This window comes from Actinomadura terrae, from assembly GCF_022751215.1.
GTDB classification, from domain to species: Bacteria; Actinomycetota; Actinomycetes; order Streptosporangiales; family Streptosporangiaceae; genus Spirillospora; species Spirillospora terrae.
Window position 1 is genome coordinate 372,635 of record NZ_JAICDG010000006.1, and the last position, 26,781, is coordinate 399,415.

Consider the following 26,781-nt stretch of genomic DNA (forward strand, 5'->3'; position numbering starts at 1 on the left):
GTTTCCGAGCAGAGACATTAGGTTAGGCTCACCTAACTTCACAAGAGGTGAGGCCGTATGAGGACTCTCACTCCCCACCCCCGCTCTCCAGATGCGCGAGCAGGCCCGCGACGGTCGGCGCGGACATCAGCGTCGCGACCTTCAGCCCCGCGCACCCGGGCTCCCTCCTGATCCTCCGGACGAGCCTCATGGCGAGCAGCGAGTGCCCGCCGAGGTCGAAGAAGTCGTCGTCGGGCCCGGCCTCGGGCACGCCGAGCTCCTCGGCGAAGATCCGGCACAGCGCAGCCTCCAGGTCGCCACCGGACACACCGGTACGCGGTGCGGAGACGTGTTCGGCGGTGACGGCGCGCGCGGTTCCGGCGGAGGGCAGCGCGGCGACCGGCACATCCGGGTCGGCGGCGACGGCCTCCAGCACCGCGACGAGCCCGGCGGCGAGCGCGCCCACGGTCCCCGCGTCGAACAGGTCGGCGGAGTAGTCGACGAGCAGCCGCAGGTCGCCGGTCGCCGCGTCCTCGCGGAAGATGAAGTCCAGGTCGAACTTCGCGGCGCCCGGCCCGAACAGGGCCTCGCGCTGCTCCAGCCCGGGGAAGTCGACCTCGCCGACGCCCTGGTTCTCGTAGCCGACCATCACCTGGAACAGCGGGTTGCGGCCGGGCACGCGGCGCGGGCGCAGCGCCTCGACCAGCGCCTCGAACGGCAGGTCCTGGTGGGCGAGGCCCTCCAGCGCGCTCTCGCGGACGCGGCCGAGCAGCTCGGCGAACGTGGGCGCGCCGGACACGTCGGCGCGCAGCACGATCGTGTTGACGAAGAACCCGACGAGCCCGCCGGCGGCCTCCTCGGTCCGCCCGGCGACCGGGCTGCCGAGCGGGATGTCCTCCCCCGCGCCGGTGCGGTGCAGCAGCGCGGCGACGGCCGCCTGGCAGAGCATGAACATGCTGGCCCCGGCGTCGCGGGCGACCCTGCGCAGCCGCGCGGTGAGACCGGGCGGCAGCACGGCCGCGTGGGTCGCGCCGTGCTGGCCGACCGTCCCGGGACGGGGCCGGTCGACCGGCAGCGGTATCTCCTCGGGAATCCCGGCGAGAGAGCGCGCCCAGTGGTCGAGCTGCCGGGCGTGGACGCTCCCCGGGTCGAGCGGGTCGCCGAGCAGCTCACGCTGCCAGAGCGCGTGGTCGGCGTACTGCACGGGCGGCGGCGGGAGGTCGGGCGCCCGCCCCTCCCGCCGGGCGGCGTAGGCGGCGGCGACGTCGCGGGCGAACGGGCCGAACGACCACTCGTCGAACGCGATGTGGTGGAAGACCGCGAGGAGCAGGTGCTCGCGGTCGCCCTCCGGGAACACCGCGACGCGCAGCGGCGGGTCGGCGGCGAGGTCGAACGGCCGGGCGATGAACTCCTCCGGCGCGCAGGTCGCGACCTCCAGGACGGGACGCGCCTCGTCCGGCGGCAGGATCCGCTGGTAGGGGACGCCGTCGTGCTCGGCGAAGACCGTGCGCAGGCTCTCGTGCCGGGCGGTGACGTCGGCGATCGCGGCCTCCAGCGCGGGGTGGTCGAGGTCGCCGCGCAACCGCACCGCGAGCGGCAGGTGGTAGGCGCCGCGCGGCCCGTCGTCCTCGCGCAGGAGCTGGTCGAGCAGCCAGAGCCGGCGCTGCGCGAACGACAGCGGGACCCGTTCGGGGCGTTCGCGCGGCGCGAGCACGGGCCGCGGCGCGGTGCTCTCGCCCGCGCGGTCGTGCAGGCGTGCCGCCAGCTCGGCGACCGTGGGCGCCTCGAACAGGTCGCGGATCGACAGCTCGGCGCCGAGCACCGCGCGGGCCCGCCCGACGAGCCGGGTGGCGAGCAGCGAGTGGCCGCCGAGGTCGAAGAAGCCGTCGTCGATCCCGGCGCCGGGCGCGTCCAGCACCTCGGCGAACAGCGTGCACAGCAGCCGTTCGACGGGCGTGCGGGGCGGCCGCCCCTCGCGGCGCGGGCCGTCCTGGCCGGGGGCGGGCAGCGCGCGCCGGTCGAGCTTGCCGTTGACGGTCAGCGGCAGCGCGTCCAGCGTCATGATCGCGCTCGGCACCATGTAGCCGGGCAGCCGCGCCTTCAGCGCCTCCCGGACACGCGCGGCAAGCGTGCCGTGGTCGCGGGCCGCGACCGGGTTGTTGGCGTAGGACGCGGGCGGGCGTCCCGGGTCGGCGGCCGGGCTCGCGGCGCCGCCGCCGAAGACCGCGTCGTACCGGCCGACCCGGTCGGACGGGGTGAGCACCACGCCCGGGTCGAGTTCGTGCAGGGTCTCCGGTTCGACGCCGTCCGGCGGGGCAGCAAGGACCGCGCGCGCCTCGTCCGGGGACGCGCCGCCGCGCAGCGCCTCCAGCGCGGCGACCTCGCCCGACAGCCGGGGGTCGGGAATGCCGCGCACCCGGAGCGGGCCGGGCGGGCGGTCGCGCAGGTCGTCCAGGCCGGTCCACTCCACGACGGGGGTCTCGGGCGCGGGCGGCGCGGACTTCCACAGCACGACATCGTAGCGGTGCCTGGTCAGTTCGTTGTGGCGCGTTCCGCGCTTGGTGAGCACCTCCACCCGCGCGGGGCCGTCGAGGGCGGCGAAGAACGCCGGTTCGAGCAGCAGCTCCTTCTCCATCCGGACGGCCCGGTCGACCGCCGCGAGGTCGCCGCCGCCGCGTCCGAGCTGGATGGCCGCGTGCTGGCAGCGGACCGAGCGCAGGTCGCGGACGTCGCCGAGGAACAGCGCGCCGCCCGGCGCGAGCAGCTCGAGCGCCCTCGTGACGACGTCCTCCAGGTAGCCGGGGCCGGGGAAGTACTGCGCCACCGAGTTGATCACGATCGTGTCGAAGTGGCCGCGCGGCAGGCCGCCGGTGTCGTGCGCCGGCTGCGCGCTGAGCCGGACGGGCGAGTCCGGGCCGAGGTCGCGGCGCAGCTTGCCGATGACCGGCTCGGAGAAGTCGGTGCCCCAGTACTCCTCGGCCTCCGGCGCGAGCCGGGTGAGGATCAGCCCGGCGCCGACGCCGATCTCCAGCACGCGTCCCGGGCCCCGTTCGGGGTGCAGCGCGCGGATGCGCTCGACGGTCGTCTCCCGCCACTCGCGCATGTCGTCGAGGGGGATGGGGGCGCCGTCGTAGCTGCTGTCCCAGCCCGCGAACTCCTCGGCGTGGACGACGGTGCCGACCTCGGTGTACTCCGCGTCGTAGATCTGCCGCCACTCGGCGAGCTGCTCGCCCGCCGCGCCCTCGCGCGTCCCGTCCGGGACGACGTAGCCGATCAGCCGCTTCACGCCCGCGACCCCGGTGTCGGCGGCGACGACCGCGGCCTGCCCGACGCCGGGCTCGGCGGCGAGCGCGGTCTCGACCTCCTCCAGCTCGACCCGGTAGCCGCGGATCTTCACCTGGTCGTCGGTGCGGCCGAGGAAGTCGATGTTGCCGTCCGCGCGGACGCGGACGAGGTCGCCCGTCCGGTACATGCGGCCGCCCGCCGGGCCCGGCGCGAACGGGTCGGCGACGAACCGCTCGGCGGTCAGGGCGGGGCGGCCGAGGTAGCCGCGCGCGAGCCCGTCCCCCGCGATGTACAGCTCGCCGGGCGCACCCGGCGGGACGGGTCGCAGCCAGCCGTCCAGGACGTAGCCGCGCGTGTTCCAGATCGGCTTTCCGACGGTCGGGGTGGCGCTGTCGGTGGTGCCGCCACCGAGCGTGTTGATCGTGTACTCGGTCGGCCCGTACAGGTTGTAGCCGAGGACGCCGTCGGCGCGCGCGAGCCGGTCCCACACCGACGCGGGCACGGCCTCGCCGCCGAGCAGCACGAGCGGCGGCCGGTGCCCGCCGTCCAGCAGGCCCTCGTCGAGCAGCTGCTGGGCGTAGGTCGGCGTGACGTTGATGACGTCGACCTCGTGGCGGCGCAGGTAGGCGGTCAGCGCCTCGGCGTCGCGGCGCAGGTCCTCGTCGCAGACGTGCACCTCGTGGCCCTCGATCAGCCACAGCAGCTCCTCCCACGACATGTCGAAGGAGAACGAGACCGTGTGCGCGATCCGCAGCCGCCGCCCGGCGGACTCCACGACCGGGTCGAAGATGTTCGCGCGGTGGTTGAACTGCATGTTCGTCAGCCCGCGGTACGGCGTCACGACGCCCTTGGGGCGGCCCGTGGAGCCGGAGGTGTAGATGACGTAGGCGGGGTGGTCGAGGCGTCCGGGGGTGCCGGGCGCGAAGCCGTCCAGTTCGTCGGGTGCGAGGTCGGTGCCGGGCAGGTCGGCGAGGGCCCGCGCGGCGTCCGGGTCGTCCAGCGCGATCACGGCGCCGGAGTGGGTGAGACCGGCTGCGATGTCGCGGTGCGAGACGAGGCAGGTCGGCGCGGCGTCGGCGAGCATGAAGTCGAGCCGGTCGGCCGGGTAGTCGAGTTCGAGCGGCAGGTACGCGGCGCCGGTCCGCAGCACGGCGAACAGCGCCACGACCATCCGGGCGGACCGGGGCAGCGCCAGCGCGACGACGCGCTCGGGCCCGGCGCCGTGCGCGACCAGCAGCCGCGCGAGCCGGTTGACCTCGGCGTTCAGCTCCCCGTAGGTGAGCCGGACGTCCGGCTGCGACACCAGCGCGAGCGCGTCCGGGCGCTCGGCCGCCCGCTCGGCGAGCAGCTCGGCCACGGTCAGCTCGGGGACGGCGTGCCACGCCGCGTCCCAGTCGCGCCGCAGCCGGTCGTGCTCGGCGGGGACGAGCAGGTCGAGGGCGTGGCACGGCGTCCCCGGCGCGTCGGCGAGCGTCTCCAGCACGCGGACGTACCGGTCGGTGATCCGCTCGGCCTCGGCGCGGGTGAACGCGTCGCCCCGGTACATGATCCGGAGGCCCGCGCCCGGCTCGACGACCATCGTGAGCGGGTAGTGGGTGGCGTCGCGGACCTCCCGGCCGAGGACGCGCAGGTCCCCGTCCGGGCCGAAGCCGCGCCCGGTCGGCATGCCGGGGAAGTTCTGGAAGACGAACAGGGTGTCGAACAGGGTGGGCAGGCCGGTCGCGCGCTGCACGTCGGCGAGCGCGACGTGCTGGTGGTCGAACAGCTCGGACCGGGCCGCCTGGACGCGCTCCAGCACGGCGGCCGCCGGGTCGGCGGGCCCGGCCTGCACCCGCACGGGGACGGTGTTGAACAGGAGCCCGACCATGGTCTCGACGCCGTCCACGTCGGGGTGGCGGCCCGACACCGAGGCGCCGAAGACCACGTCGTCGCGTCCGGTGAGGCCCATCAGGACCAGGCCCCACGCCGTCTCGAACAGCGTGCCGGGGGTGACGCCGCGCTCGCGGGCGACCGCGTCGAGCCGTCCGGCGAGCCCGGCGGGCAGCGCGCGGCGGGCCTCCCCCGCGGCGGCGAGGTCGGCGGGCGCGCCGGCGAGGCCGGGACGGACGAGCGCGGGCTCGTCGAAGCCGCCGAGCGCGCGGCGCCAGGCGTCCACGGCGGCGTCGCGGTCGCGGCCGTTCACCCAGTCCAGGAACGCGCGGAACGGCGCGACCGGGCGGGCGGCCTCGGCGGCCGCGTCGGTGTAGCCCTCCAGCAGCGACGTGACCAGCAGCCCGCCCGACCAGCCGTCGAGCAGGATCAGCTCGGAGGTCAGGACGAGGCGGTGGTCGTCCGCGCCGACCCTCGCCAGCGCGAAGCGGAGCAGCGGCGGCGCGCCCGGGTCGAACGGCTCGGCCCGCTGGGCGTCGACGAACGCGTCGAGCTCGTCCCGGGCGACCTCGGCGTAGGTCCAGGGCACTTCGAAGGAGTCGGGAACGAACTGGACGGCGCGGTCGCCGTCGGTGCGGAACCCGGCGCGCAGGTTGGGGTACTTCTCCAGGACGGCGCGCGCCGCGTCCCGCATCCGCGCGGGATCGACGGGCCCCGACAGCGTCACCACGGCCTGCTGCACGTAGACGTCGCGTCCCTCGCCCGCGAGCATCAGGTGGAACAGGAGCCCTTCCTGAAGCGGGGAGAGGGGCAGCTCGCCGGTCGCGTTCTCGTCGGGGGCCGTGGCCAGGGCCCGGGGCGGCGGCGCGGCGGCGCGGGCGAGGGCCTCGATCGTCCGGAGGCGGAACACGTCGCGGACGGTGAAGGCCAGCCCGGCGCGGCGGGCGCGGGCGACCAGCAGCGCGGCGCTGATGCTGTCGCCGCCCGCGCGGAAGAAGTCGTCGTCGGCGCCCACGTCGGGACGTTCCAGGACGGCGGCGGCGAGCCGCGCCAGAACGCGTTCGGCCTCGGTGGCGGGTGCGCGCCCGGCGGCTGGACGTCCCGGGTCGGGCAGGGCGCGCCGGTCGACCTTGCCGCTCGGGGTGAGGGGCAGCGCGTCCAACATGACCAGGTCGGCCGGGACTAGATGCGCCGGAAGCGTCGCGCGCAGGCCGTCCAGCAGCTCCTCCGGGTCGGCGTCGCCCACGACGTAGCCGACGAGGCGGGAGCCGCGCGCGGCGACGGCGGCGCGCCGGACGCCGGGCCGCGCGGCGAGGGCGGCCTCGACCTCGCCCGGCTCGATCCGGAACCCGCGCAGCTTGATCTGGTCGTCGGCGCGGCCGAGGAACCGCAGCGTCCCGTCAGGGAGCCGCCGGACGCGGTCGCCGGTGCGATAGAGGCGGGAGCCGGGCGGGCCGAACGGGTCGGCGACGAAGCGTGCCGCAGTGCGGGCAGGGTCAGCGAGGTAGCCGCGCGCCAGGCCGTCCCCCGCCAGGTACAGCTCCCCGACCGGGACCTCGCGGAGCGCCGCGTCCAGGACGTGGGCGCGGGTGTTCGCGATCGGCGCGAGGCCCCCGCCGGACAGGGCGGCGAGGCTGTCGCCCGCCGCCTCCGAGCATCCGTACAGGTCGACGACCCGGCCCGGGACGCGGGCGGCGAGCGCGGGCGGCAGCGCCTCGCCGCTGCTGATCCAGGTGGTGACGGACGCGGGCGGCCCGTTCTCGGCGAGCGCGGCCAGCAGGCTCGGGACGAGCGTGACCGTCGCGGCGCCGTGCCGCTCCACGAACCCGGCGAGCGCGACCGCGTCGGTCGCGGTGGCGTCGTCGGCGACGGCGACCGTGTCCCCGGCGACCAGGCCGCCGAGCAGTTCGGTGGTGCCGTCGATGAACGCGGGCGAGCTCTTGGCGACGCGGGTTCCGGGCGCGGCCAGGTCGGCGCCCCAGGCGAGCCGGTTGGCCAGGGCGCGCTGGGTGCCCGCGACGGCCTTCGGGGTCCCGGTCGAGCCGGAGGTGAACACGACGTAGGCGAGGTGGCCGGGGCGGATCTCGGGGCGGACGCGGCGCGGCGCGTCCCGGGGCGGCTCGTCCCGCCCGAGGACCAGCAGCGGGCGGACCGCCTCCAGCATCGCCTCGAACCGCGCGGGCGGGTAGGACAGGTCGAGCGGCAGGTAGGCGGCGCCGGTCTTGAGCACGGCGAGCAGCGCCACCGCGAACGCGTCCGAGCGCGGCAGGGCGATCGCGACGATGCGTTCCGGGCCCGCCCCGGCGGCGGCGAGCCGGTCGGCGAGGGCCTCGGCGCGGGCGTCCAGCTCGGCGTAGGTAAGGACCCCGTCGCCGAAGACCAGGGCCGTGGCGTCCGGGGTGGCGGCGGCCCGCGCCTCGATGAGCGCGGCGGCGGTCGGGGCGGGGAGGTCGCGGGCGGTGTCGGGGTGCTCGACGGGGGCGCCGAGCGTCGACAGCCGCCGCCCGGGGTCGTCGGCGACCTGGCGCAGCAGCGTCGACAGCCCGTCCAGCAGGCTCTCGACCGTGCCCCGGTCGAACAGGTCCTCGGCGTAGGCGGCGAACCCCTCGACCTCGTCGGCGCCCTCGGCGAAGTACAGGTCGAGGTCGAACTTCACGCCGCCGGTCTCGGGCAGGAACGGCTCGGCGCACACGCCCGGCAGCGCGAGCCGCACGTCCTCCAGCCGCTGGTGGACGACCATCACCTGGAACAGCGGGCCGCGCGCCAGCGACCGCTCGGGCGCGAGCCGCTCCACGACCCGGCCGAACGGCACGTCGGCGTGGGAGAACGCGGCGAGGTCGGTGGCGCGCACCCGGTCCAGCAGCTCGGCGAACGTCGGGTCGCCCGACAGGTCGGCGCGCAGCACGAGCGGGTTGACGAACACGCCGACCAGGCCGGACAGGTCCTCGTCGGCGCGTCCGGCGATGGGCGAGCCGAGCGCGATGTCATCGCCCGCGCCCGATCGTTGCAGCAGTGCCGCGACGGCCGCGTGCAGGACCATGAACACGCTGGTCCCGGTGTCGCGCGCCAACCGGCGCGCCCCGGCGGCGGGCAGCCGGAACGGCACGAGCCCGCCCCGGTGGCTCGCCTCGGCCGGGCGCGGCCGGTCGAGCGGCAGGACCGTCTCGCCGGGCAGCCCGGCCAGCGCGTCCTCCCAGTAGGCGAGCTGGTCGCCGGTGTCGGCGCCGCGCTGCCAGGCCGCGTAGTCGGCGTACTGGACGGGCAGCGGCTCCCACCCGGGCGCGCGGCCCTCGCGGCGGGCCTCGTAGGCGCGGGCGAGGTCGGCGAGCAGCGGCGTGAACGACCACTCGTCGGCGGCGGCGTGGTGCAGCAGCAGGACCAGCGACCACTCCGCCTCCCCGGCGCGGATCAGCGTGGCGCGGACGGGCAGGTCGGCGCCGATGTCGAAGACGTGGGAGGCCGCCTCGCGCTCCCGCCGGGCCGCGTCCTCGCCGCGCGCGTCCACGACCGTGAAGGGGACCGGCGTGTCGGCGGCGAGGATCCGCTGGACGGGCAGCCCGTCGGGTCCCTCCACCAGCAGCGTGCGCAGCGCCTCGTGCCGCGCGACGACGTCGCCGAACGCCGCGCGCAGGGCCTCGGGGTCCACCGGCCCGGTCAGGCGCAGGCCGAGCGGCAGCGCGTAGGACGGGGACGGGCCGCGCAGCCGCTCCTCCAGCCACAGACCGCGCTGCGCCGCCGACGCGGGGACGTCGCCGTCCGGCCGTGCCGCGTCGCGGACGCGCGACCCGCCGCCCGCCACGAGTCTCGGCGCGAGCAGGGCGACGGTCGGCGCCTCGAAGACGTCGGCGATCGACAGCGTCGCGCCGAGCGCCGCGCGGGCCTTCGCCGCGACGCGGGTGGCGAGCAGCGAGTGCCCGCCGAGGGCGAAGAAGTCGTCGTCGACGCCGACGCGGTCGCGGCCGAGCAGCTCGGCGAAGATGGCGCACAGCGCGGCCTCGCGGGCGTCGCGGGGCGCGCGGCCCTCCGGCTGGGCGGAGGCCACGTCCTCGGGGACGGGCAGCGCCGCGCGGTCGAGCTTGCCGTTGACCGTCCGGGGCAGCGCGTCCAGCGGGACGAGCGCGGACGGCACCAGGTACTCGGGCAGCACCGCGGCGAGCGCGCCGCGCAGGTCGCCCGGCTCCCCCTCCGGCACGTAGTAGCCGACGAGCCGCGGCTCGCCGGGGCGGTCCTCGCGGACGACGACCGCCGCCCGCGCGACGCCCGGCAGCGCCGCGAGCACCGCCTCCGCCTCCCCCGGCTCGATCCGGAACCCCCGGATCTTCACCTGGTCGTCGGTGCGGCCGAGGTAGTCGAGGGAGCCGTCCCGGTTCCAGCGCGCGAGGTCGCCCGTCCGGTACATCCGGGCTCCGGGCGGCCCGGCCGGGTCGGCGACGAACCGCTCCGCGGTGAGGGCGGGCCGCCCGGCGTAACCCCGGGCGAGCTGCGAACCCGCCAGGTACAGCTCGCCCGGGACGCCCGGGGGGACGGGACGCAGCGCCGCGTCCAGCACGTGGGCGCGGGTGTTCCAGAACGGCCGCCCGATGCCGGTGGCGGGCAGGTCGGCGCACGTCGCCCAGACCGTCGCCTCGGTCGGCCCGTACATGTTGGTGGCGAGCGCCGCCGCCCGCCACAGCGACCCCGCGAGCGCCGGGGGCAGCGCCTCGCCGCCCACCAGGACCCGCAGGCCCGTGAACGCCGCCGGTTCGAGCGTGCCGAGCAGCGACGGCGTGCCCTGCACGACGGTCGCGTCCTTGAGCAGCGCGGTCAGCGCGTTCGGGTCGCGGACGGCGTCGCGGGAGGCCAGCACGACCGTCGCGCCCGCCAGCAGCGGCCCGTACAGCTCCAGCGCGGCGATGTCGAACGCGATCGTCGTGACCGCGACGAGCCGGTCGGCGGGGGTGAGGCCGAGCTGGTCGCGGGTCGCGAGCAGGAAGTTCGCGAGCGCCCGGTGCGGGATCGCCACGCCCTTCGGGCGTCCGGTCGAGCCCGAGGTGTAGATGACGTAGGCGAGGTCGTCCGCGTGGACGGGCGTGGACGGCTCGGGGGCGTCGGGGACCTCGTCGAGGACGAGCGTGCCGGTGCCGTCCGGGAGCAGGCCGAGGGTGTCGGGGGTGGCGAGGACGCAGAGGGGGCGCGCGTCGTCCAGCATGTAGGCGAGGCGGTCCCTCGGATGGTCCAGGTCGAGCGGCAGGTACGCGGCGCCCGCCTTCAGCACGCCGAGCAGCGCGACGAGGAGGTCGGGCGTGCGCGGCAGGGCGAGCGCCACGACGGTGTCGCGTCCGGCGCCGCGTCCGCGCAGCGCCGCGGCCAGCGCGGAGGAGCGCCGGTCCAGCTGCGCGTAGGTGAGCGAGCCCGCCTCCGACTCGACGGCCGTCAGGTGCGGCGTGCGCGCGGCCTGCTCCTCGAACAGCGCGACGACCGAGGTGTCGGGCACGTCCCGCAGCGTGGCGTTGGCCGCCTCGATGAGCGCGCGCTCGTCCGCGCCCATGAGCTCCAGCGCGCCGATCGGGCGGTCGGGGTCGGCGAGCGCGGCGGCCAGCAGCGTCTCCAGGTGGCCGAGCAGCGCGTCGATCCGGTCGTCGTCGAACAGCTCGCGCCGGAACGTCGCCTCGACCGTCATGCCGTCCGCCCGGACGAACGCCTCCAGCGACAGGTCGAAGTGCGTCGTGCCGTTGTGGACGTGCGTCCAGCTCGACGTGACGCCCGGCAGGTCCAGCTCGCCGATCTCCTGGGCGAGGAACAGCAGCATCGTGTCGAAGAACGCCGACCGGCCCCGGCCGCGCGCGGGACGCAGCTCCCGCACGATCCGGTCGTAGGGCAGCGCCTGGTGCGCGAAGCCCTCGGCGCACGTCCGCCCGGCGCGCCGCAGCGCCTCGCGGAACGTCGGCGCGCCGGACAGGTCGGTCCGCAGCACCAGCGTGTTGCCGAAGTTGCCGACGAGCCGCTCGGTCCCGGCGTGCTCCCGGTTCATCACCGCCGACCCGACCGCCACGTCCTCGGCGCCGGTGTAGCGGTGCAGCAGGACGGCGTAGGCGGCGAGCATCACCGTGAACGGGGTGAGGCCCTCCTCCGCCGCGAGCCGCCGCATGCCCTCGGTCACCGCGTCGCCGAACCGGCGCGCCCGCCGCCCGCCCCGCTCGGACGCGGCGGCGCCGCGCGGCCGGTCGGCGGGCAGGTCCAGGGGCGCGGGCGGCGGGTCGAGCCGTCCGCGCCAGTAGGCCAGGTCGTCCTCGTTCGCGGGACGCTCCTGCTCCCACGCGGCGAAGTCGGCGTACTGGACCTCCAGCGGCGGCAGGCCGTCCGGCTCCCCCGCAACCGCCGCCCGGTACAGCGCGGACAGGTCGCGCGACAGCGATCCCCACGTCATGCCGTCCCAGGCGATGTGGTGCACGACGAGGACCAGCGCGTGCTCGGCCTCCCCGAGCCGCAGCAGCTCCAGCCGGATCGGCCGGTCGCGGCGCAGGTCGAACGGGCGCGCCGCCAGCTCGGCCGCCCGCGCGCCGGCGTCCGCGCACGGGACGGGGACGAGGTCGAGCGTGTCGTCATCGCCCACGATCTGCACCGGGCCCGCGTCGCCGTCGGCGTCGGCATAGACGGTGCGGAGGATCGCGTGCCGCCGGATCAGGCCGCGCAGCGCCGTGCGCAGCGCGTCGGCGTCGAGCGGGCCCGACATCCGGACGAGGAGGCAGACGTTGTAGGCGGGGCTCTCGGGGAACGCGCGGTGGTGCAGCCACATGCTCTGCTGCGCGTGGGAGAGCGGCGCGGGGCCGTCCGATTCACGTGGGGCGAGCCGGGTGGAGTCGGGGCCGAGCCCGGCCTCCGCCATCATCCGCCGCATCAGTTCGCGCCGTCGTACCGCCGTCGTCTGATCCCGCACGCTCAACTCTTTCGTTGTCGGCTCCAGCACCGCAGGTTAGGTTAGCCTTGCCTATAAAAATCCTGCAAGGTTAGCCTTACCTAAGTTTGAAGTTCCGCCCGGAAAAGGGAGTGGCCGCCTTGTCCATCCGTCCGCACACCGACGGTGCGCACACCGACCAGAAACTCACGGAGCGGGTGGTCGAGCACACCGCCGAGCCCCTCGCCCTCATGGCCCGGCTGGCCGGATCGGGGTTGTTCGACGACTACGTCGTCTACGAGCGCCCCGGCGCCTACACGTTCGCGGGCGGAACGCTGGGCGAGGTGGTGCTCGACGGCGGAGCGGTCCACACCCGCTGGCCGGGGACGCCCGCCGCGAGCACGCCGTGGTCGGGCCACCCGGCGGACGCGCTGCGGGAGGCGTTCGCCGCCGCCCCGCTGCCCGCGTGGAACGCCTACGGCTGGATCGCGTTCGAGTTCGCCGCGCCCCGGCCGTCCGGGCGGCTGGCGCACCTGGTCGTCCCGCGCGCCGAGGTGCGGATCGAGGGCGGCCGGGCCCGGGTGACCGCGTCCGACCCGGCCGAGGCGGAGCAGATCGCCAAGCTGCTCGCCGAGGACGACGTCCCGCCGCCGGGCGCGCCGTCCCCGGTCGACGTCCGGGTGGGCGCCGCCGCCTACAAGCCGCGCGTGGCGCAGGCCGTCGCCGACATCGAGGCGGGCCGCTACCAGAAGGTCATCGTCTCCCGGCGCCTCGACGTCCCGTTCCCCGTGGACGTGGTCGCGACATACGTGCGCGGGCGCGAGGCCAACACCCCGGCGCGCTCGTTCCTGCTCGACCTCGGCGGCTTCCAGGCCACCGGGTTCAGCCCGGAGGTCCTCGCCAGCGTGGACGCGTCCGGGAACGTCATGACCCAGCCGCTCGCCGGGACGCGCGCGTTCGGCGCCGGGCGCGACGCCGACGAGCGGACGCGCCGCGAGCTGGAGACCGACCCCAAGGAGATCTTCGAGCACGCCGTGTCCGTGCGCACCTCGCAGGACGAGCTGACCCGGGTGTGCGAGCCGGACAGCGTCCACGTCACCGGGTTCATGACCGTGAAGGAGCGCGGCAGCGTCCAGCACCTCGGCTCCAGCGTCAGCGGGACCCTCGCCCCCGACCGTTCCGCGTGGGACGCGCTGACCGCCCTGTTCCCCGGCGTGACCGCGTCCGGCATCCCGAAGCCCGAGGCGATCGAGGCCATCACCCGCCTGGAGGAGCCGCGCGGCCTGTACGCGGGCGCCGTCCTCGCCCTCTCCCACGACGGCGCGCTCGACTCCGCGCTCGTGCTGCGCGCCCTCTACAACGAGGACGGCCGCGCCTGGCTCCGCGCGGGCGCCGGGATCGTGCTGGGCTCGACGCCCGACCGCGAGTACGAGGAGACCTGCGAGAAGCTCTCCAGCATCGCGCCGCACGTCGTCCCCCTCCCCTGAGCCGCCGCTCCCGGTGGGCCGCCCCGTGCCCGGGCGGCCCGCCGGGAGCGCGCGTCAGGTCAGGCGCGCCGCGAGGGCCTTCTTGCTGACCTTCCCCACGGGGGTGCGCGGGAAGGCGTCGACCGTCTCGACGCGGTCGGGGTACTTGTAGGCGGCGACGCCGCGGGCGCGCAGGAAGTCCTTCAGCTCGCGCAGCGTCGGCTCCTTCTCGCGGACGACCAGGAACGCGCACGTCCGCTCGCCCATCATCGCGTCGGGGACGCCGACGACGGCCGCGTCGTGCACGGCCGGGTGGGCCAGCAGGTGCCCCTCCAGCTCCTCCGCCGAGATCTTGTCGCCGCCCCGGTTGATCTGGTCCTTCGCACGGCCCTCGACGACCAGGTGCCCGGTCGGCAGCACGCGGACGAGGTCGCCGGTGCGGTAGAAGCCGTCCGGGGTGAACGAGCGGGCGTTGTGCTCGGGCGCCCGGTAGTAGCCGCGCAGCGTGTAGGGCCCGCGGGTGAGCAGTTCGCCGACCTCGCCGGGCGCGACGGGCTCGCCGTCCTCGTCCACGACGCGGATCTCGTCGGCGGGCGACAGCGGCCGGCCCTGGGTGCGCTCGACCAGGTCGCGGGGGTCGTCCAGGCGCGTGTAGTTGAGCAGGCCCTCGGCCATCCCGAAGACCTGCTGCACCCGGCAGCCGAGGTCGGCGGGCACCTCGGCGGCGCGCTCGGCGGCGAACTTCGCGCCGCCGACCTGGAGCAGCTCCAGCGACGACAGGTCCTCGCCGGACCAGCTCGCCGCGTCCAGCCACAGCAGCGCGATCGGCGGGACGACCGCGCAGACCGTGGCGCGCTCGCGCTCGATGAGCGGGAACGCGTCGTCGGGCGACCCGGACGGCGCCAGCACGACCGTCCCGCCGGTCGCGAACACGCCGAGGACGCCGGGGCAGGCGAGCGCGAAGTTGTGCGCGGCGGGCAGCACGACGAGGTAGACGGTCTCCTCGGTGAAGCCGCAGACCTCGGCGCTGGCCTCCAGGTTGTAGACGTAGTCGCGGTGGGTGCGGGGGATCAGCTTCGGGAGGCCGGTGGTGCCCCCCGACAGCAGGAAAACCCCCACGTCGGACGGGTCGGGGCGCGGCGCGTCGACCGGCTCCGCGTCGACGGCCGACAGGGCGGTGAACTCCTGCGGGTCGCCGTCCACGACGACGTGCTCGACGGGCAGGCCGCGCGCCATCTCCCGGTAGTCGAAGTCGCCGTCGGTCTCGCCGCAGACGTAGCCGCGCGCCTCCGACAGCTCGCACAGGTAGCCGATCTCGCTCGCGCGGTGCGCGGGCAGGGCCAGGACGGGCACGGCGCCGATCCGCACCAGCGCGAGGAACGTGACGACGAAGCCCGCCGTGTTCGGGAGCTGCACGACGACGCGGTCGCCGCGGCCGAGGCCGAGCCGCAGGAACCCGGCGGCGGCGCGCGCGGCGCGGCGGTCCAGGTCGGCGTAGGTGAGGCGCTCCGCACCGGCGACGAGCGCCAGGCGGCCGGGGGCGCCGCGCAGGACGGCGCCGAGGACGCGGTCGGCCCAGTAGCCCTCGGCCTTGTAGCGGGCCTCCAGGTCGGGGGGCCAGGGGGTGAAGCCGTCCACGGTCACCGCCCCGCCGTCTGCCCGGCGGCGCCCGGGACGGGCTCGGCCGGGTCGGAGCCGAGCGCGACCACCCGGTTCGCGCCGTCCACGTGGACGACGCGGGGGCTGTGCTCGCGCCGCTCCTCCTCGTCGAGGGCGGCGTAGGTGATGATGATGACGAGGTCGCCGGGGTTCACCAGGTGGGCCGCCGCCCCGTTGACGCCGATGACGCCGCTGCCCGCCTCGCCGGTGATGGCGTAGGTGACCAGGCGCGAGCCGTTGGTGATGTCGACCACGTGGACCTGCTCGCCCTTCACGATGTCGGCCGCCTCCATCAGGTCGGCGTCGATCGTGAGCGAGCCCACGTAGTGCAGGTCCGCCTGCGTGACGGTCGCGCGGTGGATCTTGCCGTTCATCAGCGTTCGCTGCACCGGTTCGTCCTCTTTCTCAAGACCAACTAAGGCTAGGCTTACCTTAGCTATCCCCCCGGCGGAGGAGAACCCCGACGATGCTCAGGCGCCTCGCGATGGACATCGGTCCCTTGCGCACCAGCAGGGCCTTCCGGAACGTGTTCATCGCCCGCACGGTCTCGGTGTTCGGGATCGGGATGCTGATGGTGGCCGTGCCCGTGCAGGTCTACGACCTGACCGGCTCGACCGTACACGTCGGCGCGGTGTCGGCCGCCGAGGGCGCCGCGCTGCTGGCCGGGTTCCTGTGGGGCGGGGTGCTCGCCGACCGGTACGACCGGCGGCGGCTGATGCTGCGCGCGCGGACGGCGGCGGGCGTCGGGTTCGCGCTGCTCACCGTTAACGCGTTCCTGCCGTCCCCGTCGGCGGCGGCGCTGTACGTCCTCGCGGCGTGGGACGGGCTCGCGACCGGCGTCAGCGTCACGGCGCTGCTCGCGGCGACGCCCGCGCTGGTCGCGCCCGACAAGCTCGTCGCGGCGGGCGCGCTGAACGCGCTGACGGTCCGGCTCGGGTCGATGGCCTCCCCCGCGCTCGGCGGGGTCGTCGTGTCGGCGTTCGGGGTCGGCTGGAACTACGCGGCGGCCGCCGCCGGCACGTTCGGCACGCTGGGCCTGCTGACCTCGCTCCCGGTGCTCAAGCCGAGCGGGGAGGACGCGGCGGGCAACCCGCTGAAGGCGATCGCCGGCGGGTTCCGGTTCGTCGCCTCCCACCGGGTGGTGGGGTCGCTGATGCTGCTCGGGCTGCTGTTCATGGTCGCGGGCGGCATTCCGGTGCTGATGCCCGCGTTCGCGACGCGCGGCCTGGACGGCGGCGCCACCACGGTCGGCCTCCTGTACGCGGCCCCGGCGTGCGGGGCGGTGCTCGCGTCGGTGACCAGCGGGTGGGCCGGACGGCTGGGGGCGCCGGGGCGGGCGCTGCTCGTCGCGTCCGTCAGCGGCTTCGCGGCGCTCGCCTGCCTGGGCCTCGCCCGCCATCCCGCCGTCGCCGTCGCGATCCTGCTCGGGTACGGGTTCGTCGCGTCCATCGAGGAGATCCTGCGCTACGGGCTCATCCAGTCGCACACCCCCGACTCCCACCTCGGACGGGTGAACGCCCTCTGGGCGGCGCAGGAGACCGGCGGCGGCGCGGTCGGCGCGCTCGGAGCCGGGGTCCTCGGCCGCTACCTGGCCCCCGGCTCCGCGATCGTCCTCTACGGGACGGTCAGCGCCGCGCTAGCGCTGGCCCTCGCCCTCACGCTGACCGGCCTGCGCACCGCGACCCTCGCCCCGGGCCCCGACGCGCCGAGCGCCGATCCCGAGCCCGCCGCCTGACCCGCGCCGTCCGGCACGCCCGAATCAGCGCGCGAGGCGGGCCGCGACCTCCGCCTCCGTCATGGCCTCGACCTCCAGCCAGATCGAGGCCACGGCCTCCAGCCGCCCGGGGGCGTCCTCCAGTTCGGTGAGGCGGCGGCAGACGCGCGCGACCGTCCGCTCGGCGAACAGGACGCGGACGGGCAGCGCCGTCGTGTCGAGCGCCTCCCGCAGCCGCGCGACCACGGTCGTGGCGAGGACGGAGTCGCCGCCGAGCGCGAAGAAGTCGGCGTCCGCGCCGACGCGCTCGGCCCCCAGCACCTCGGCGACGATCCGGGCGAACACCTGCTCCAGCGGCGTGCGCGGTTCCACGTGCGCCGCGTCCCCGGTCTCGGCGGCGGCCAGCGCGGCGAGGGCCTTGCGGTCCACCTTGCCGTTGGCGGTGAGCGGGAGGGCATCCGGCGTGAGCAGCAGCTCGGGGACCATGTGCGGGGGAAGCAGGTCGCGGGCCCGCGCGAGGATCGCCTCGCGGTCCGGTGCGGACGACCCGGTGACGACGGCCGCCGCCAGGCTCCCCTTGTTGAGGAACGCGACCGCCCGCGTCACGGCGGGATGGTCGCGCAGCGCGGCCTCGATCTCGCCCAGCTCGATCCGGAAGCCGCGCACCTTGACCTGGTGGTCGCGGCGGCCGAGGAACTCCAGGGTCCCGCCGGGGCGGTAGCGGGCCAGGTCGCCCGTCCGGTACCAGCGCGCGCCCTCGTGGACGACGAACCGGTCGGCGGTGCGGTCGGGGTCGCCGGTGTAGCCGTCGGCGACGCCCGCGCCGCCGATCCACAGCTCGCCCGCGACCCAGTCGGGGCGGTCGCGGCCCGCCTCGTCCACGACCCGGCACGCGACGCCGCCCAGCGGCACCCCGTACGGGACGGCGTGCCAGTCGGCGGGGACCTCGCCCGCCACCTCCTGCACGGTCGAGTGGATCGCGGTCTCGGTGGTGCCGCCGAGCGCGACGAACCGGGCGCCGGGCGCGCGCTCGGCCAGCAGCGCGGGCAGGTGCGTGCCGACCCAGTCGCCGCCCAGCAGCACCAGCCGCAGGCTCCCGACAGGCTCGGTGCCGGAGCGCAGCAGCATCTCCAGGACGGACGGGACGCAGTTGAGCACGGTCACCGACCAGCGCCGAACGAGCTCGGCCCAGCGCGCGGCGTCGCGGCGCTCGTCCTCGTCCGGGACGACCACCGCGCCGCCCGACGACCACTGCGCGAACAGGTCGAACACCGACAGGTCGAAGTCGAGCGCCGAGACCGCGAGCGTGGCGTCGCCGGGGCCGAGCCCGAACCGGTCGTTGAGGTCGCCGATCGTGTTCATCGCGGCGCCGTGCGAGACCTCGACGCCCTTCGGCTCGCCCGTCGACCCGGACGTGAACAGCACGTAGGCGACCTTCTCGGGACGCGCCTCGACCGGCGCCGCCAGCGGCTCGACCTCCGGCACCGCGCCCGAGGTGATGGACGCGGCGACGGCGGCCCCCGCGCGGATCCGCTCGCGCCGCGCGGCGGGCTGCCCCACCCCGATCGGGACATACGCGGCGCCCGCCGCGAGGATCCCCAGGACGGCCGCGGCCTGGTCCGGGCCCTTCGGCAGCTCGACCGACACGCGGTCACCCGGACGGACGCCCCGGGCGGCCAGGTCGACCGCGACGCGCAACGCGCGGTCGGCGAGCTCGCCGTAGGTCAGCGTGCCGCCGTCGCCCCAGTGCAGCGCGGGCGCGCCGGGCGTCCGGCGGGCGTGCTCGAAGAAGCCCTCGGTGAGCGTGCGGGACGGCGGCGCCGGGATCGCGTTGAGCGCCGCCCGCACCCGCAGCTGCTCCGGCGTCGCGGCGACGCGGAGCGGCTCGCCCCAGTCCGCGCCGGACGCGCCGAGCCGGGTGATCGCGGCGGTGTAGGCGGCGAACATCGCCTCGGCGACCCCGTCCGGGAACGCCGGGCGGCGCACGTCCCAGTTAAGCAGCAGCCCGCCCGAGACCTCGGTGACCTGCGCGTCCAGCAGCACCTGCGGGCCCTGCGAGATGATCCAGCCGGGCTCGCCGAACCGCTCGCGGACGCCGTCGCCGAACAGCTCGCCGAGGTTGAGCGCGCTGGTGTAGACGATCGGCGCGAGGACCTGCTCGCCGCGCAGCCGCGACAGGTCGCGCAGCACCTCCAGGCCCGAGTAGTCGCTGTGCGCGCCCGCCGTGTGCAGCGACGCCTGGACGGCCCGCGCCCGCTCGGCGAACGGCAGCTCGGCGGTGAGGTCGACCTCCAGCATGATCGAGCCGGTGAAGTCGCCGACGACCGCGTCCACGTCCGGGTGCACGGGCTCGCGGTGGAACAGCGGCAGGTTCAGCAGGAAGCGCGGCGTCGCCGACCACGCGCCGACGACCTCGGCGAACACGGCGGCCAGCGCCATCGCGGGGGTGACGCCCGCGGCGTGCGCGCGGGCGAGGAGGCGGTCCTTGTCCGCCGGGGACAGCCAGTGGTGCAGGCGCTCGACCTCGTCGCCCGGCTCGGCGACCACCGGGAGCTCGGGCGGGCCCGGCAGGTCGGCGAGGCGCTCGGCCCACCAGCGCCGGTCGGCCGCGCGGGCCTCGGCGCGCGGGTCCTCGGCCAGGTAGCGGGCGTAGCCGTACCGGATCGGCGCGAGGGCCTCCCCCGCGTACAGCGCGGCGAGGTCGGCCAGCAGGACGCGGTAGCTCATCGCGTCGGCGGCGACCATGTCGACGTCCAGGTGCAGGCGCGCGGTGCCTCGGGGCAGCAGGCTCAGCCGCGCGTCGAACACCCGGCCCTCCTCGATCGGCAGCCGCTGCCGCGACATCTCCGCGCGGATCCGCTCCAGTTCGGCGTCCGGGTCCGGCACCTCGCGCAGGTCGTGGACGGTGACGGCCGGGCCGGGCCGCTCGGGCAGCACGCGCTGCGTCCCGTCGTCCAGGACGGCGACGCGCAGCATCGGGTGCCGCCGGACGAGCGCCCGCACGGCCTCCTCGAACCGCTCCGGGTCGATCGCCCGGCCGTCCAGCTCGACGTAGAGGTGCGCGGCGACCGAGCCGAGCGACTGGCCCGAGTCGCGCCCGATCCAGTACGCGTGCTGCATGAGCGCGAGCGGGAACGGCTCGTCCGGCTCGATGCCCGCGAGGTCGGCGAGGTCGGCGAGGTCGTCGTCCGCGGGCGCGCCGCCCGCCGGGGGGCCCGCGGCGGGCTCGGCCTGGCCGCGTTCGGTGAGCAGCTCCCACCACTCGGCCAGCGTGGGCCGCTCGGCCAGCTCGGCGAAGCGGACCTCGACGCCGCGGCGGCGCAGCCGTCCGGTCAACTGCATGAGCCGGATCGAATCCATCCCGAGCTCGATGAGGTTGTCGCCGGGCCCGGCGGGTTCGTCGAGCACCTCGGCCAGCGCGCTCTCCAGCTCTTCCCAGGTCAGCACGGAACTCCCCTCAAATTAGGTAAGGCTAACCTAATTGACGGGATTTTTCGGCGTCAACGCCCGCCGCCGGTCGACCGGGACGATCAGCGGCGTGCCGGTCTCCGGGTCGTCGATGACGCGGCACGGCAGCCCGAACACCTCCTCGACGAGCCCGGCCGTGACGATCTCCTCCGGCGGGCCCTGCGCGCGGATCTCGCCGTCGCGCATCGCGATCAGGTGCGTGGCGTACCGGCAGGCGTGGTTGAGGTCGTGCAGCACCGCGACGAGCGTGCGCCCCTCCTCGTGCAGGTGCGAGCACAGGTCGAGCACCTCGACCTGGTGCGCGATGTCGAGGTAGGTGGTCGGCTCGTCCAGCAGGAGGATGCCCGTCCGCTGGGCGAGGACGAGCGCGAGCCAGACGCGCTGGCGCTGGCCGCCGGACAGCTCGTCCACGACGCGGTCGGCGAGGCCCGCGACGCCCACCGCCTCCAGCGCCTCGCCGACGACGCGCTCGTCGTCGCGCGACCACTGGCGCAGCAGGCCCTGGTAGGGGTAGCGGCCGCGCGCGACGAGGTCGGCGACCGTGATGCCCTCGGGGGTGGTGGGCGACTGGGGCAGCAGCCCGAGCAGCCGCGCGAGCCGTTTGGGCGGCAGCGCGGAGATCGGCGCGCCGTCCAGGAAGACGGTGCCCTCGCGGGGGCGCAGCAGCCGCGCCAGTGCGCGCAGCAGCGTCGACTTCCCGCAGGCGTTCGGGCCCACGATGACGGTGAACGACTCGTCGGGGATCTCCACGCCGAGCCGCTCGGCGACGACGCGCCGGTCGTAGGCGAGCGTGAGGGCGTCGGCGCGGAGCCTCGTCATGTCGTCCCCTTCCGGGTGGACAGCAGCCACGCCAGGTAGGCGCCGCCGAGCACGCCGGTGACGACGCCGACGGGCATGGCGACCGGCAGGTGCAGCGAGATCAGGTCGGCGCAGGCCAGCAGCGCGGCGCCGGTCAGCGCGGCGGGCAGCAGCTGCGCGCCCGCGCGGCGGGTCAGCCGCCGGGCGAGCTGCGGCGCCGCGAGCGCGACGAACGGGACGGGGCCGACGGCGGCGGTCGCGGCGGCGACCAGCCCGACCCCGAGGACGACGAGCAGCGCGCGGGTCCGCTGGACGGGCACGCCGAGCGCCTGCGCCGCGTCGTCGCCGAGCTCGCCCATGTTCAGGTGCCCGCCGAGCGCGAGCGCGGCGGGCACGAGCACCGCCAGCGCGATCCCGAGCGGGACGGCCTGCTCCCAGCCGCGCCCGTTCAGGCTCCCGGTCAGCCAGAACGCGGCCTCGTAGGCCTCGCGCAGCTCGGCGCGGGTGATCAGGTAGGAGTTCAGCGCCTCCAGCATCGCGGCGGCGCCGACGCCGATCAGCACCAGCCGGACGCCGTGCACGCCGCCGCCCCCGGGGCGGTAGGCCATCAGGTAGACGGCGAGCGCGGTGAGCACGGCGCCCGCGACCGAGCTGACCGTGATGGCGACCGCGCCGCCGCCGAACACGAGGATCTGGAGCAGCGCGCCCGTCGCCGAGCCGGTGGTGAACCCGATGAGGTCGGGGCTGCCGAGCGGGTTGCGCGACATGCTCTGGAAGATCGCGCCGCTCAGCCCGAGCGCGAGCCCGGCGAGCAGGCCGGTGGCGGCGCGGGGCAGCCGCAGCGTCGTGACGATGAACTCGGTCGCCCGGTCGCCCTGCCCGAGCAGCGCCCGCACGACGTCGGCGGCGGGGATCGGGAACTCCCCCGAGCCGACGACGAGCACCGCCGCGCCCGCCGCGACCAGCGCCAGCACCCCGCACACCAGCGCGGAACGCGGCTCCCAGCGCAGCGACAGCCCCCCGGCCCGCAGGGTCCGGCTCATAGGTCGCGTGTCCTTCCTCTGCGGACCATCAGCATGAACAGGGGCGCGCCGAGGAACGCGGTGACGATGCCGGTCTCCAGCTCCCCCGGGGCGACGACGCGTCCGGCGATGTCGGCGCCGAGCAGCAGGACGGGCGCGAGCAGCAGCGAGTAGGGCAGCACCCAGCGCTGGTCGGGGCCGACGGCCGCGCGGACGATGAACGGGACGGCCAGGCCGAGGAACGCGATGGGCCCGGCGGCGGCCGTCGCGGACCCGCACAGCAGCACGACCGCGACCGCGCCAAGTGCGCGGGTGCGGCCGGGCCGGGCGCCGAGGGCGCGTCCGGCGTCCTCGCCGAGGCCGAGCGCGTTCAGCGGGCGGGCCAGCAGCAGCGCCAACACCATGCCCGCGGCGATGAACGGCAGCACCCGGGGCAGGACGTCCATGCCGCGCCCGCCGAGCGAGCCGACCTGCCAGAACCGGAAGCCGTTGAACGTGCGCGGGCTGAGCAGCATCAGCCCGGCGGTCAACGCGGTGAACACGGCGTTGACGGCGGCGCCCGCCAGCACCAGCCGCGCCGGGGACGCGCCGCCCCGCCCGCGCGCCCCGACCAGGTACACGAGGGCCGCCGCGCCCGCCGCACCGGCGAACGCCGCCCACACGTAGACGAGCACCTCGTCCACCCGGAACGCGCTCATGACGGTGACGACCGCGAGCGCGGCGCCGCCGTTCACGCCGAGGATGCCCGGCTCGGCGAGCGGGTTGCGGGTGAGCGCCTGCATCACCGCGCCCGCCAGGCCGAGCGCGATCCCGACCGCGACGCCGAGCAGCGTGCGCGGCAGCCGCAGCTCCCGGACGATCAGCGAGGCCTGCGAGTCGTCGGGCGAGAACAGGCCGGAGACGACCTTTCCGGGCGGGACGTGCTCGGCGCCGATCGCGAGGCTGGCGGCGACGGTCAGCAGCAGCGCGGCGGCGAGCAGTACCAGCCCGCCCCACCGCAGGACGCGGCGCGGCGCGGCCGCTGGGCCCGCGCGGCTCCCCGGGCCGCCGGGGCGCAGGACGGGGGTCTTCCGCACGGACGACAGCACTCGATAAGGGTAGCCTAAGCTAACTCGCCGCTGAAGCCCCTGTCACACCCTGTTCCAATACGCGCGTATGGTATACAGTCATATTGCTTGCCATACAGACGTATTGGAGGGGATCATGACGACGACCGGCCGGGGCGGGGCCCCCGCGCCCGAGGACCTGACGGCCCGCGCCCGCATCCGGGACGCGGCGCTCCTCCAGTTCGCCGAGTACGGCGTGAAGGGCGCCACGTTCCGGGGCATCGCCGAGGCGGCCGGGGTGTCGGTGGGCCTCGTCCAGCACCACTTCGGCTCCAAGGACGCGCTGCGCGAGGCGTGCGACGTGTACGCGCTCGACCTCGTGCGGCGGCTCGGCGCGCAGTCGACCAGCGATGCGGCGGGCGACCCGGGCTTCCACGAGGCGATGCTGCGGGCCGACCTGCCCGTCCGGCGCTACCTCGCCCGCGCGCTGGTCGACGGCTCGCCCGCCGCCGCGCAGCTGTTCGACGACCTGGTGGAGATGACCAAGCGCTACCTGGCCGACCCGCCGCCGGGCGTCGCCGCGCCCACCACCCGCGACCTGCACGTCTACTCCGCGGCCATGGCCGCGATGTCGGTGGGCCTCGTCGTGCTGCACGAGCACCTGTCCCGGGTGATCGGCACCGACACGCTCACCGCCGAGGGGGCGCCGCCGCTGCGGCGCGCGGTGCTGGAGGTGTTCGACGACCGGCTGCTGAGCCGGGAGACCGTCGCCCGCGCACACGCCGGGCTGGACCTGTACGAGGCGGCCACGGCCGCGAAGGGAGATGACGGTGACGCACGCGACGACTGACGCGGCCTCCGGCGCGACGACCGACGCGATCCAGGCGGCCGGCCTGGTCAAGACGTTCGGCCCCACACGCGCGCTCGACGGGCTGGACCTCACGGTGCGGACCGGGGAGGTGCACGGGTTCCTCGGGCCGAACGGCGCAGGAAAGTCCACCACGATCCGCGTCCTGCTCGGCCTCATGCGCGCCGACGCCGGGACCGCGCGGCTCCTCGGCGGCGACCCCTGGCAGGACGCCACCGCCCTGCACCGCCGCCTCGCCTACGTCCCCGGGGACGTCACGCTGTGGCCGAACCTGACCGGCGGCGAGGTCATCGACCTGCTCGGGCGGCTGCGCGGCGGGCTCGACGAGGACCGCCGGGAGCTGCTGCTGGAGCGCTTCGAGCTCGACCCGAAGAAGAAGGGCCGCGCCTACTCCAAGGGCAACCGGCAGAAGGTCGCGCTCGTCGCGGCGTTCGCCTCCGACGCCGAGCTGCTCATCCTGGACGAGCCGACGTCCGGCCTCGACCCGCTCATGGAGGAGATGTTCCGCGCGTCCGTCCAGGAGGAGCGCGACGCGGGGCGGACGGTGCTGCTGTCCAGCCACATCCTCAGCGAGGTCGAGGCGCTCTGCGACCGGGTCACGATCATCCGCAGGGGCCGCACCGCCGAGACCGGCACGCTGGACGAGCTGCGGCACCTGACCCGCACCGCCGTCACCGCCGACCTCGCCGCCGACCCCGGCGACCTGGCCGGGCTGCCCGGCGTCCAGGACCTCGACGTCCGCCCGCTGGACGGGCCGGGCGTGCGGGTCAGCTGCGAGGTCGACACCGACCGGCTCGGGACGCTGCTGGAGCGGCTCACCCCGGCGGGCGTGCGGAGCCTCACCAGCCGCCCGCCCACGCTCGAAGAGCTGTTCCTGCGCCACTACCAGGACGACCTCGCCCCCGCGGAGGCGTCATGACCGCCGTGACCCTCGCGCAGGCGCCAGCCGCCGCGGGCGGCGGGCGGCTCACCGGCACCGGCATGCTGGTGAAGATGTGGCTGCGCCGCGACCGGATCATGCTGCCGGCGTGGATCTACGCGCTGACCGCGCTCGTCTCCAGCTCCATGTACAGCTTCAGGACCGGGTACGACGAGCCCGGGGCGCTGGAGAGGTTCGCGCGCGGCATCAACGACAACCCGTCCACGAAGGCGCTGTACGGGCCGGTGCTCAACGGGCACACCGCCGCCGGGGTCGCCGCCTGGCAGACCGGCGCGACCGGCGGCGCCCTGGTCGGGCTCATGTGCGTGCTGCTCGTCGTGCGGCACTCGCGCGCCGAGGAGGAGACCGGGCGGCTCGAACTGGTCGGCGCCGGCGTCATCGGCCGCCGCGCCCCGCTGACCGCCGCGCTGCTCGTCGCCGCGACGGCCGCCGGGACCCTGGCCGTGCTGGCGGCGGCCGTGATGATCGTGTTCGGGGCGCCGGCGGCGGGCGCGGCGGCGTTCGGCCTGTCCTGGTTCGGGACGGGGATGGTGTTCGCGGGCGTCGCGGCGGTCACCGCGCAGCTCGCCCAGACGTCCCGGCTGGCCAACGGGCTGGCGCTCGCCGTCCTCGGGACGAGCTTCCTGGTGCGCGGGCTCGGCGACGTCGGGTCGGCGCACTGGCCGGCGTGGCTGTCGCCGATCGGCTGGGCCCAGCGGGTGCGGCCCTACGCGGACGAGCAGTGGGCCGCGCTGGCGCTGCCGCTGCTGGCGTTCGCGCTGCTGGCCGCCGCCGCGTACGCGCTGGTCGAGCGCCGCGACCTCGGCGCCGGGGTCCTCGCGCCGGGCCTCGGCCCGGCCCGCGCCACGCCGTCGCTGCGCACCCCGCTCGCGCTCGCGTGGCGGTTGCAGCGCGGCTCCCTGGCGGGCTGGGCGGCCGGGTTCCTGGTGTACGGGCTGGCGATCGGCGGCATCGCCGACGGGGTGAGCGACCTGGTCGGCGACAGTGACTCCACGCTGAAGAGCCTGCGGGAGCTGGGCCGGCAGGACGGCGTCGTCGACGCGTTCCTGTCCACCGCCATGGGCCTGATGGCGCTGCTCACCGCCGCCTACGCGGTGCAGGGCGTGCTCAGGCTGCGGGCCGAGGAGTCGGGGCAGCGGCTCGAACCGGTGCTCGCGGCGGCCGTCGGGCGGCTGCGGTGGGCCCTGTCGCAGCTCGCGGTCACGATCGCGGGCACGGTGGTCATGCTCGCCGCGACCGGGCTCGCCGTCGGGTTCGGGCACGGGCTGCGCTCGGGCGACCTCGGCGGCCAGCTCCCCCGCGTGTTCGGCGCCGCGCTCGCGCAGCTCCCGGCGGTGTGGGTCGTCGCGGGGGCGACCGTCCTGCTGTTCGGCGTGCTGCCGCGGGCCGCGCAGGCGGGATGGGGCGTGCTCGCGGTGTGCCTCATGCTCGGCCAGATGGGGCCGCTGCTGAAGCTCCCCCAGCCCGTCATGGACGTCTCGCCCTTCACCCACACCCCCAACGTCCCGGGCGGCACGTTCTCGATGCTGCCCCTGATCGCCCTCACCGCCGTGGCGGTGGCGGCCTCGGCGGCCGGGCTGCTCGCCTTCCGCCGCCGCGATATCGGCTGACAAGATCCTCAGAAAGATCACCATGAAAGGATCTTGGCCGCGTTTTCCTTAATCCCGTTGAGCGCCTGACTTATATCTAAAAGTGGGCATTAATCAACGCGCCGCTGACCGCAGTCGGTCATCGCACCAGCGGGGACCACGGAACGTCACCGGGGAAAACTGCGGCGGTGCGAGAATTGCCGC

The 26,781-nt window shown here is 75.9% G+C and carries 12 protein-coding genes; 5 read left to right on the forward strand and 7 right to left on the reverse strand.

Translation table 11 applies throughout. From position 1 onward, the window contains the following. Positions 1 to 67: 67 nt before the first annotated feature. Entirely contained in the window at positions 68 to 12,049 is an 11,982-nt protein-coding gene (locus K2F47_RS33665; protein ID WP_242910141.1) for a non-ribosomal peptide synthetase, read from the reverse strand. 119 nt (positions 12,050 to 12,168) lie between these two features. On the opposite strand from K2F47_RS33665, the gene K2F47_RS33670 reads away from it, so the two are divergent. Next, on the forward strand, positions 12,169 to 13,494 hold the full coding sequence (locus K2F47_RS33670) for a salicylate synthase (protein WP_242910143.1): 1,326 nt from the start codon (positions 12,169 to 12,171) through the stop codon (positions 13,492 to 13,494). A 54-nt stretch (positions 13,495 to 13,548) separates the two neighbouring features. Here K2F47_RS33670 and K2F47_RS33675 read toward each other — a convergent pair whose 3' ends face one another. Next, positions 13,549 to 15,117, reverse strand: a complete 1,569-nt coding sequence (locus K2F47_RS33675) for a (2,3-dihydroxybenzoyl)adenylate synthase (protein ID WP_372490959.1) — start codon at positions 15,115 to 15,117, stop codon at positions 13,549 to 13,551. Next, a complete protein-coding gene (gene panD, locus K2F47_RS33680; RefSeq protein ID WP_242910144.1) occupies positions 15,114 to 15,521 on the reverse strand; it encodes an aspartate 1-decarboxylase in 408 nt (135 codons plus the stop codon). Before panD ends, K2F47_RS33675 begins: the two co-directional genes overlap by 4 nt. 77 nt (positions 15,522 to 15,598) lie before the next feature. Between panD and entS the strand changes: the two genes are divergently transcribed. Beyond that, positions 15,599 to 16,867, forward strand: a complete 1,269-nt coding sequence (gene entS / locus K2F47_RS33685) for an enterobactin transporter EntS (RefSeq protein WP_242910145.1) — start codon at positions 15,599 to 15,601, stop codon at positions 16,865 to 16,867. 24 nt (positions 16,868 to 16,891) lie between these two features. On the opposite strand, the gene K2F47_RS33690 is transcribed toward entS, so the two are convergent. From K2F47_RS33690 to K2F47_RS33705, 4 genes are read right to left on the reverse strand one after another with little or no spacing between them, the layout of a single operon-like run. Beyond that, positions 16,892 to 20,293, reverse strand: coding sequence for a non-ribosomal peptide synthetase (locus K2F47_RS33690; RefSeq protein WP_242910146.1), 3,402 nt, complete (start codon positions 20,291 to 20,293; stop codon positions 16,892 to 16,894). Between the two features lie 30 nt (positions 20,294 to 20,323). Next, positions 20,324 to 21,133, reverse strand: coding sequence for an ABC transporter ATP-binding protein (locus tag K2F47_RS33695; RefSeq protein WP_242910147.1), 810 nt, complete (start codon positions 21,131 to 21,133; stop codon positions 20,324 to 20,326). Further along, positions 21,130 to 22,155 (reverse strand): FecCD family ABC transporter permease, encoded by a 1,026-nt coding sequence (locus tag K2F47_RS33700; protein WP_242910148.1) that lies wholly within the window; start codon positions 22,153 to 22,155, stop codon positions 21,130 to 21,132. The genes K2F47_RS33695 and K2F47_RS33700 overlap by 4 nt, the downstream gene beginning before the upstream one ends. After that, entirely contained in the window at positions 22,152 to 23,222 is a 1,071-nt protein-coding gene (locus K2F47_RS33705; RefSeq protein ID WP_242910150.1) for a FecCD family ABC transporter permease, read from the reverse strand. Before K2F47_RS33705 ends, K2F47_RS33700 begins: the two co-directional genes overlap by 4 nt. Before the next feature lie 115 nt (positions 23,223 to 23,337). On the opposite strand from K2F47_RS33705, the gene K2F47_RS33710 reads away from it, so the two are divergent. From K2F47_RS33710 to K2F47_RS33720, 3 genes are read left to right on the forward strand one after another with little or no spacing between them, the layout of a single operon-like run. Further along, entirely contained in the window at positions 23,338 to 24,030 is a 693-nt protein-coding gene (locus K2F47_RS33710; RefSeq protein ID WP_242910152.1) for a TetR/AcrR family transcriptional regulator, read from the forward strand. Then, positions 24,011 to 24,967, forward strand: a complete 957-nt coding sequence (locus tag K2F47_RS33715) for an ABC transporter ATP-binding protein (RefSeq protein WP_308198510.1) — start codon at positions 24,011 to 24,013, stop codon at positions 24,965 to 24,967. The genes K2F47_RS33710 and K2F47_RS33715 overlap by 20 nt, the downstream gene beginning before the upstream one ends. Further along, positions 24,964 to 26,598 carry an ABC transporter permease gene (locus tag K2F47_RS33720; protein WP_242910154.1) on the forward strand — a complete coding sequence of 545 codons (1,635 nt, stop codon included), beginning with the start codon at positions 24,964 to 24,966 and terminating at the stop codon, positions 26,596 to 26,598. The genes K2F47_RS33715 and K2F47_RS33720 overlap by 4 nt, the downstream gene beginning before the upstream one ends. Positions 26,599 to 26,781: the final 183 nt, after the last annotated feature.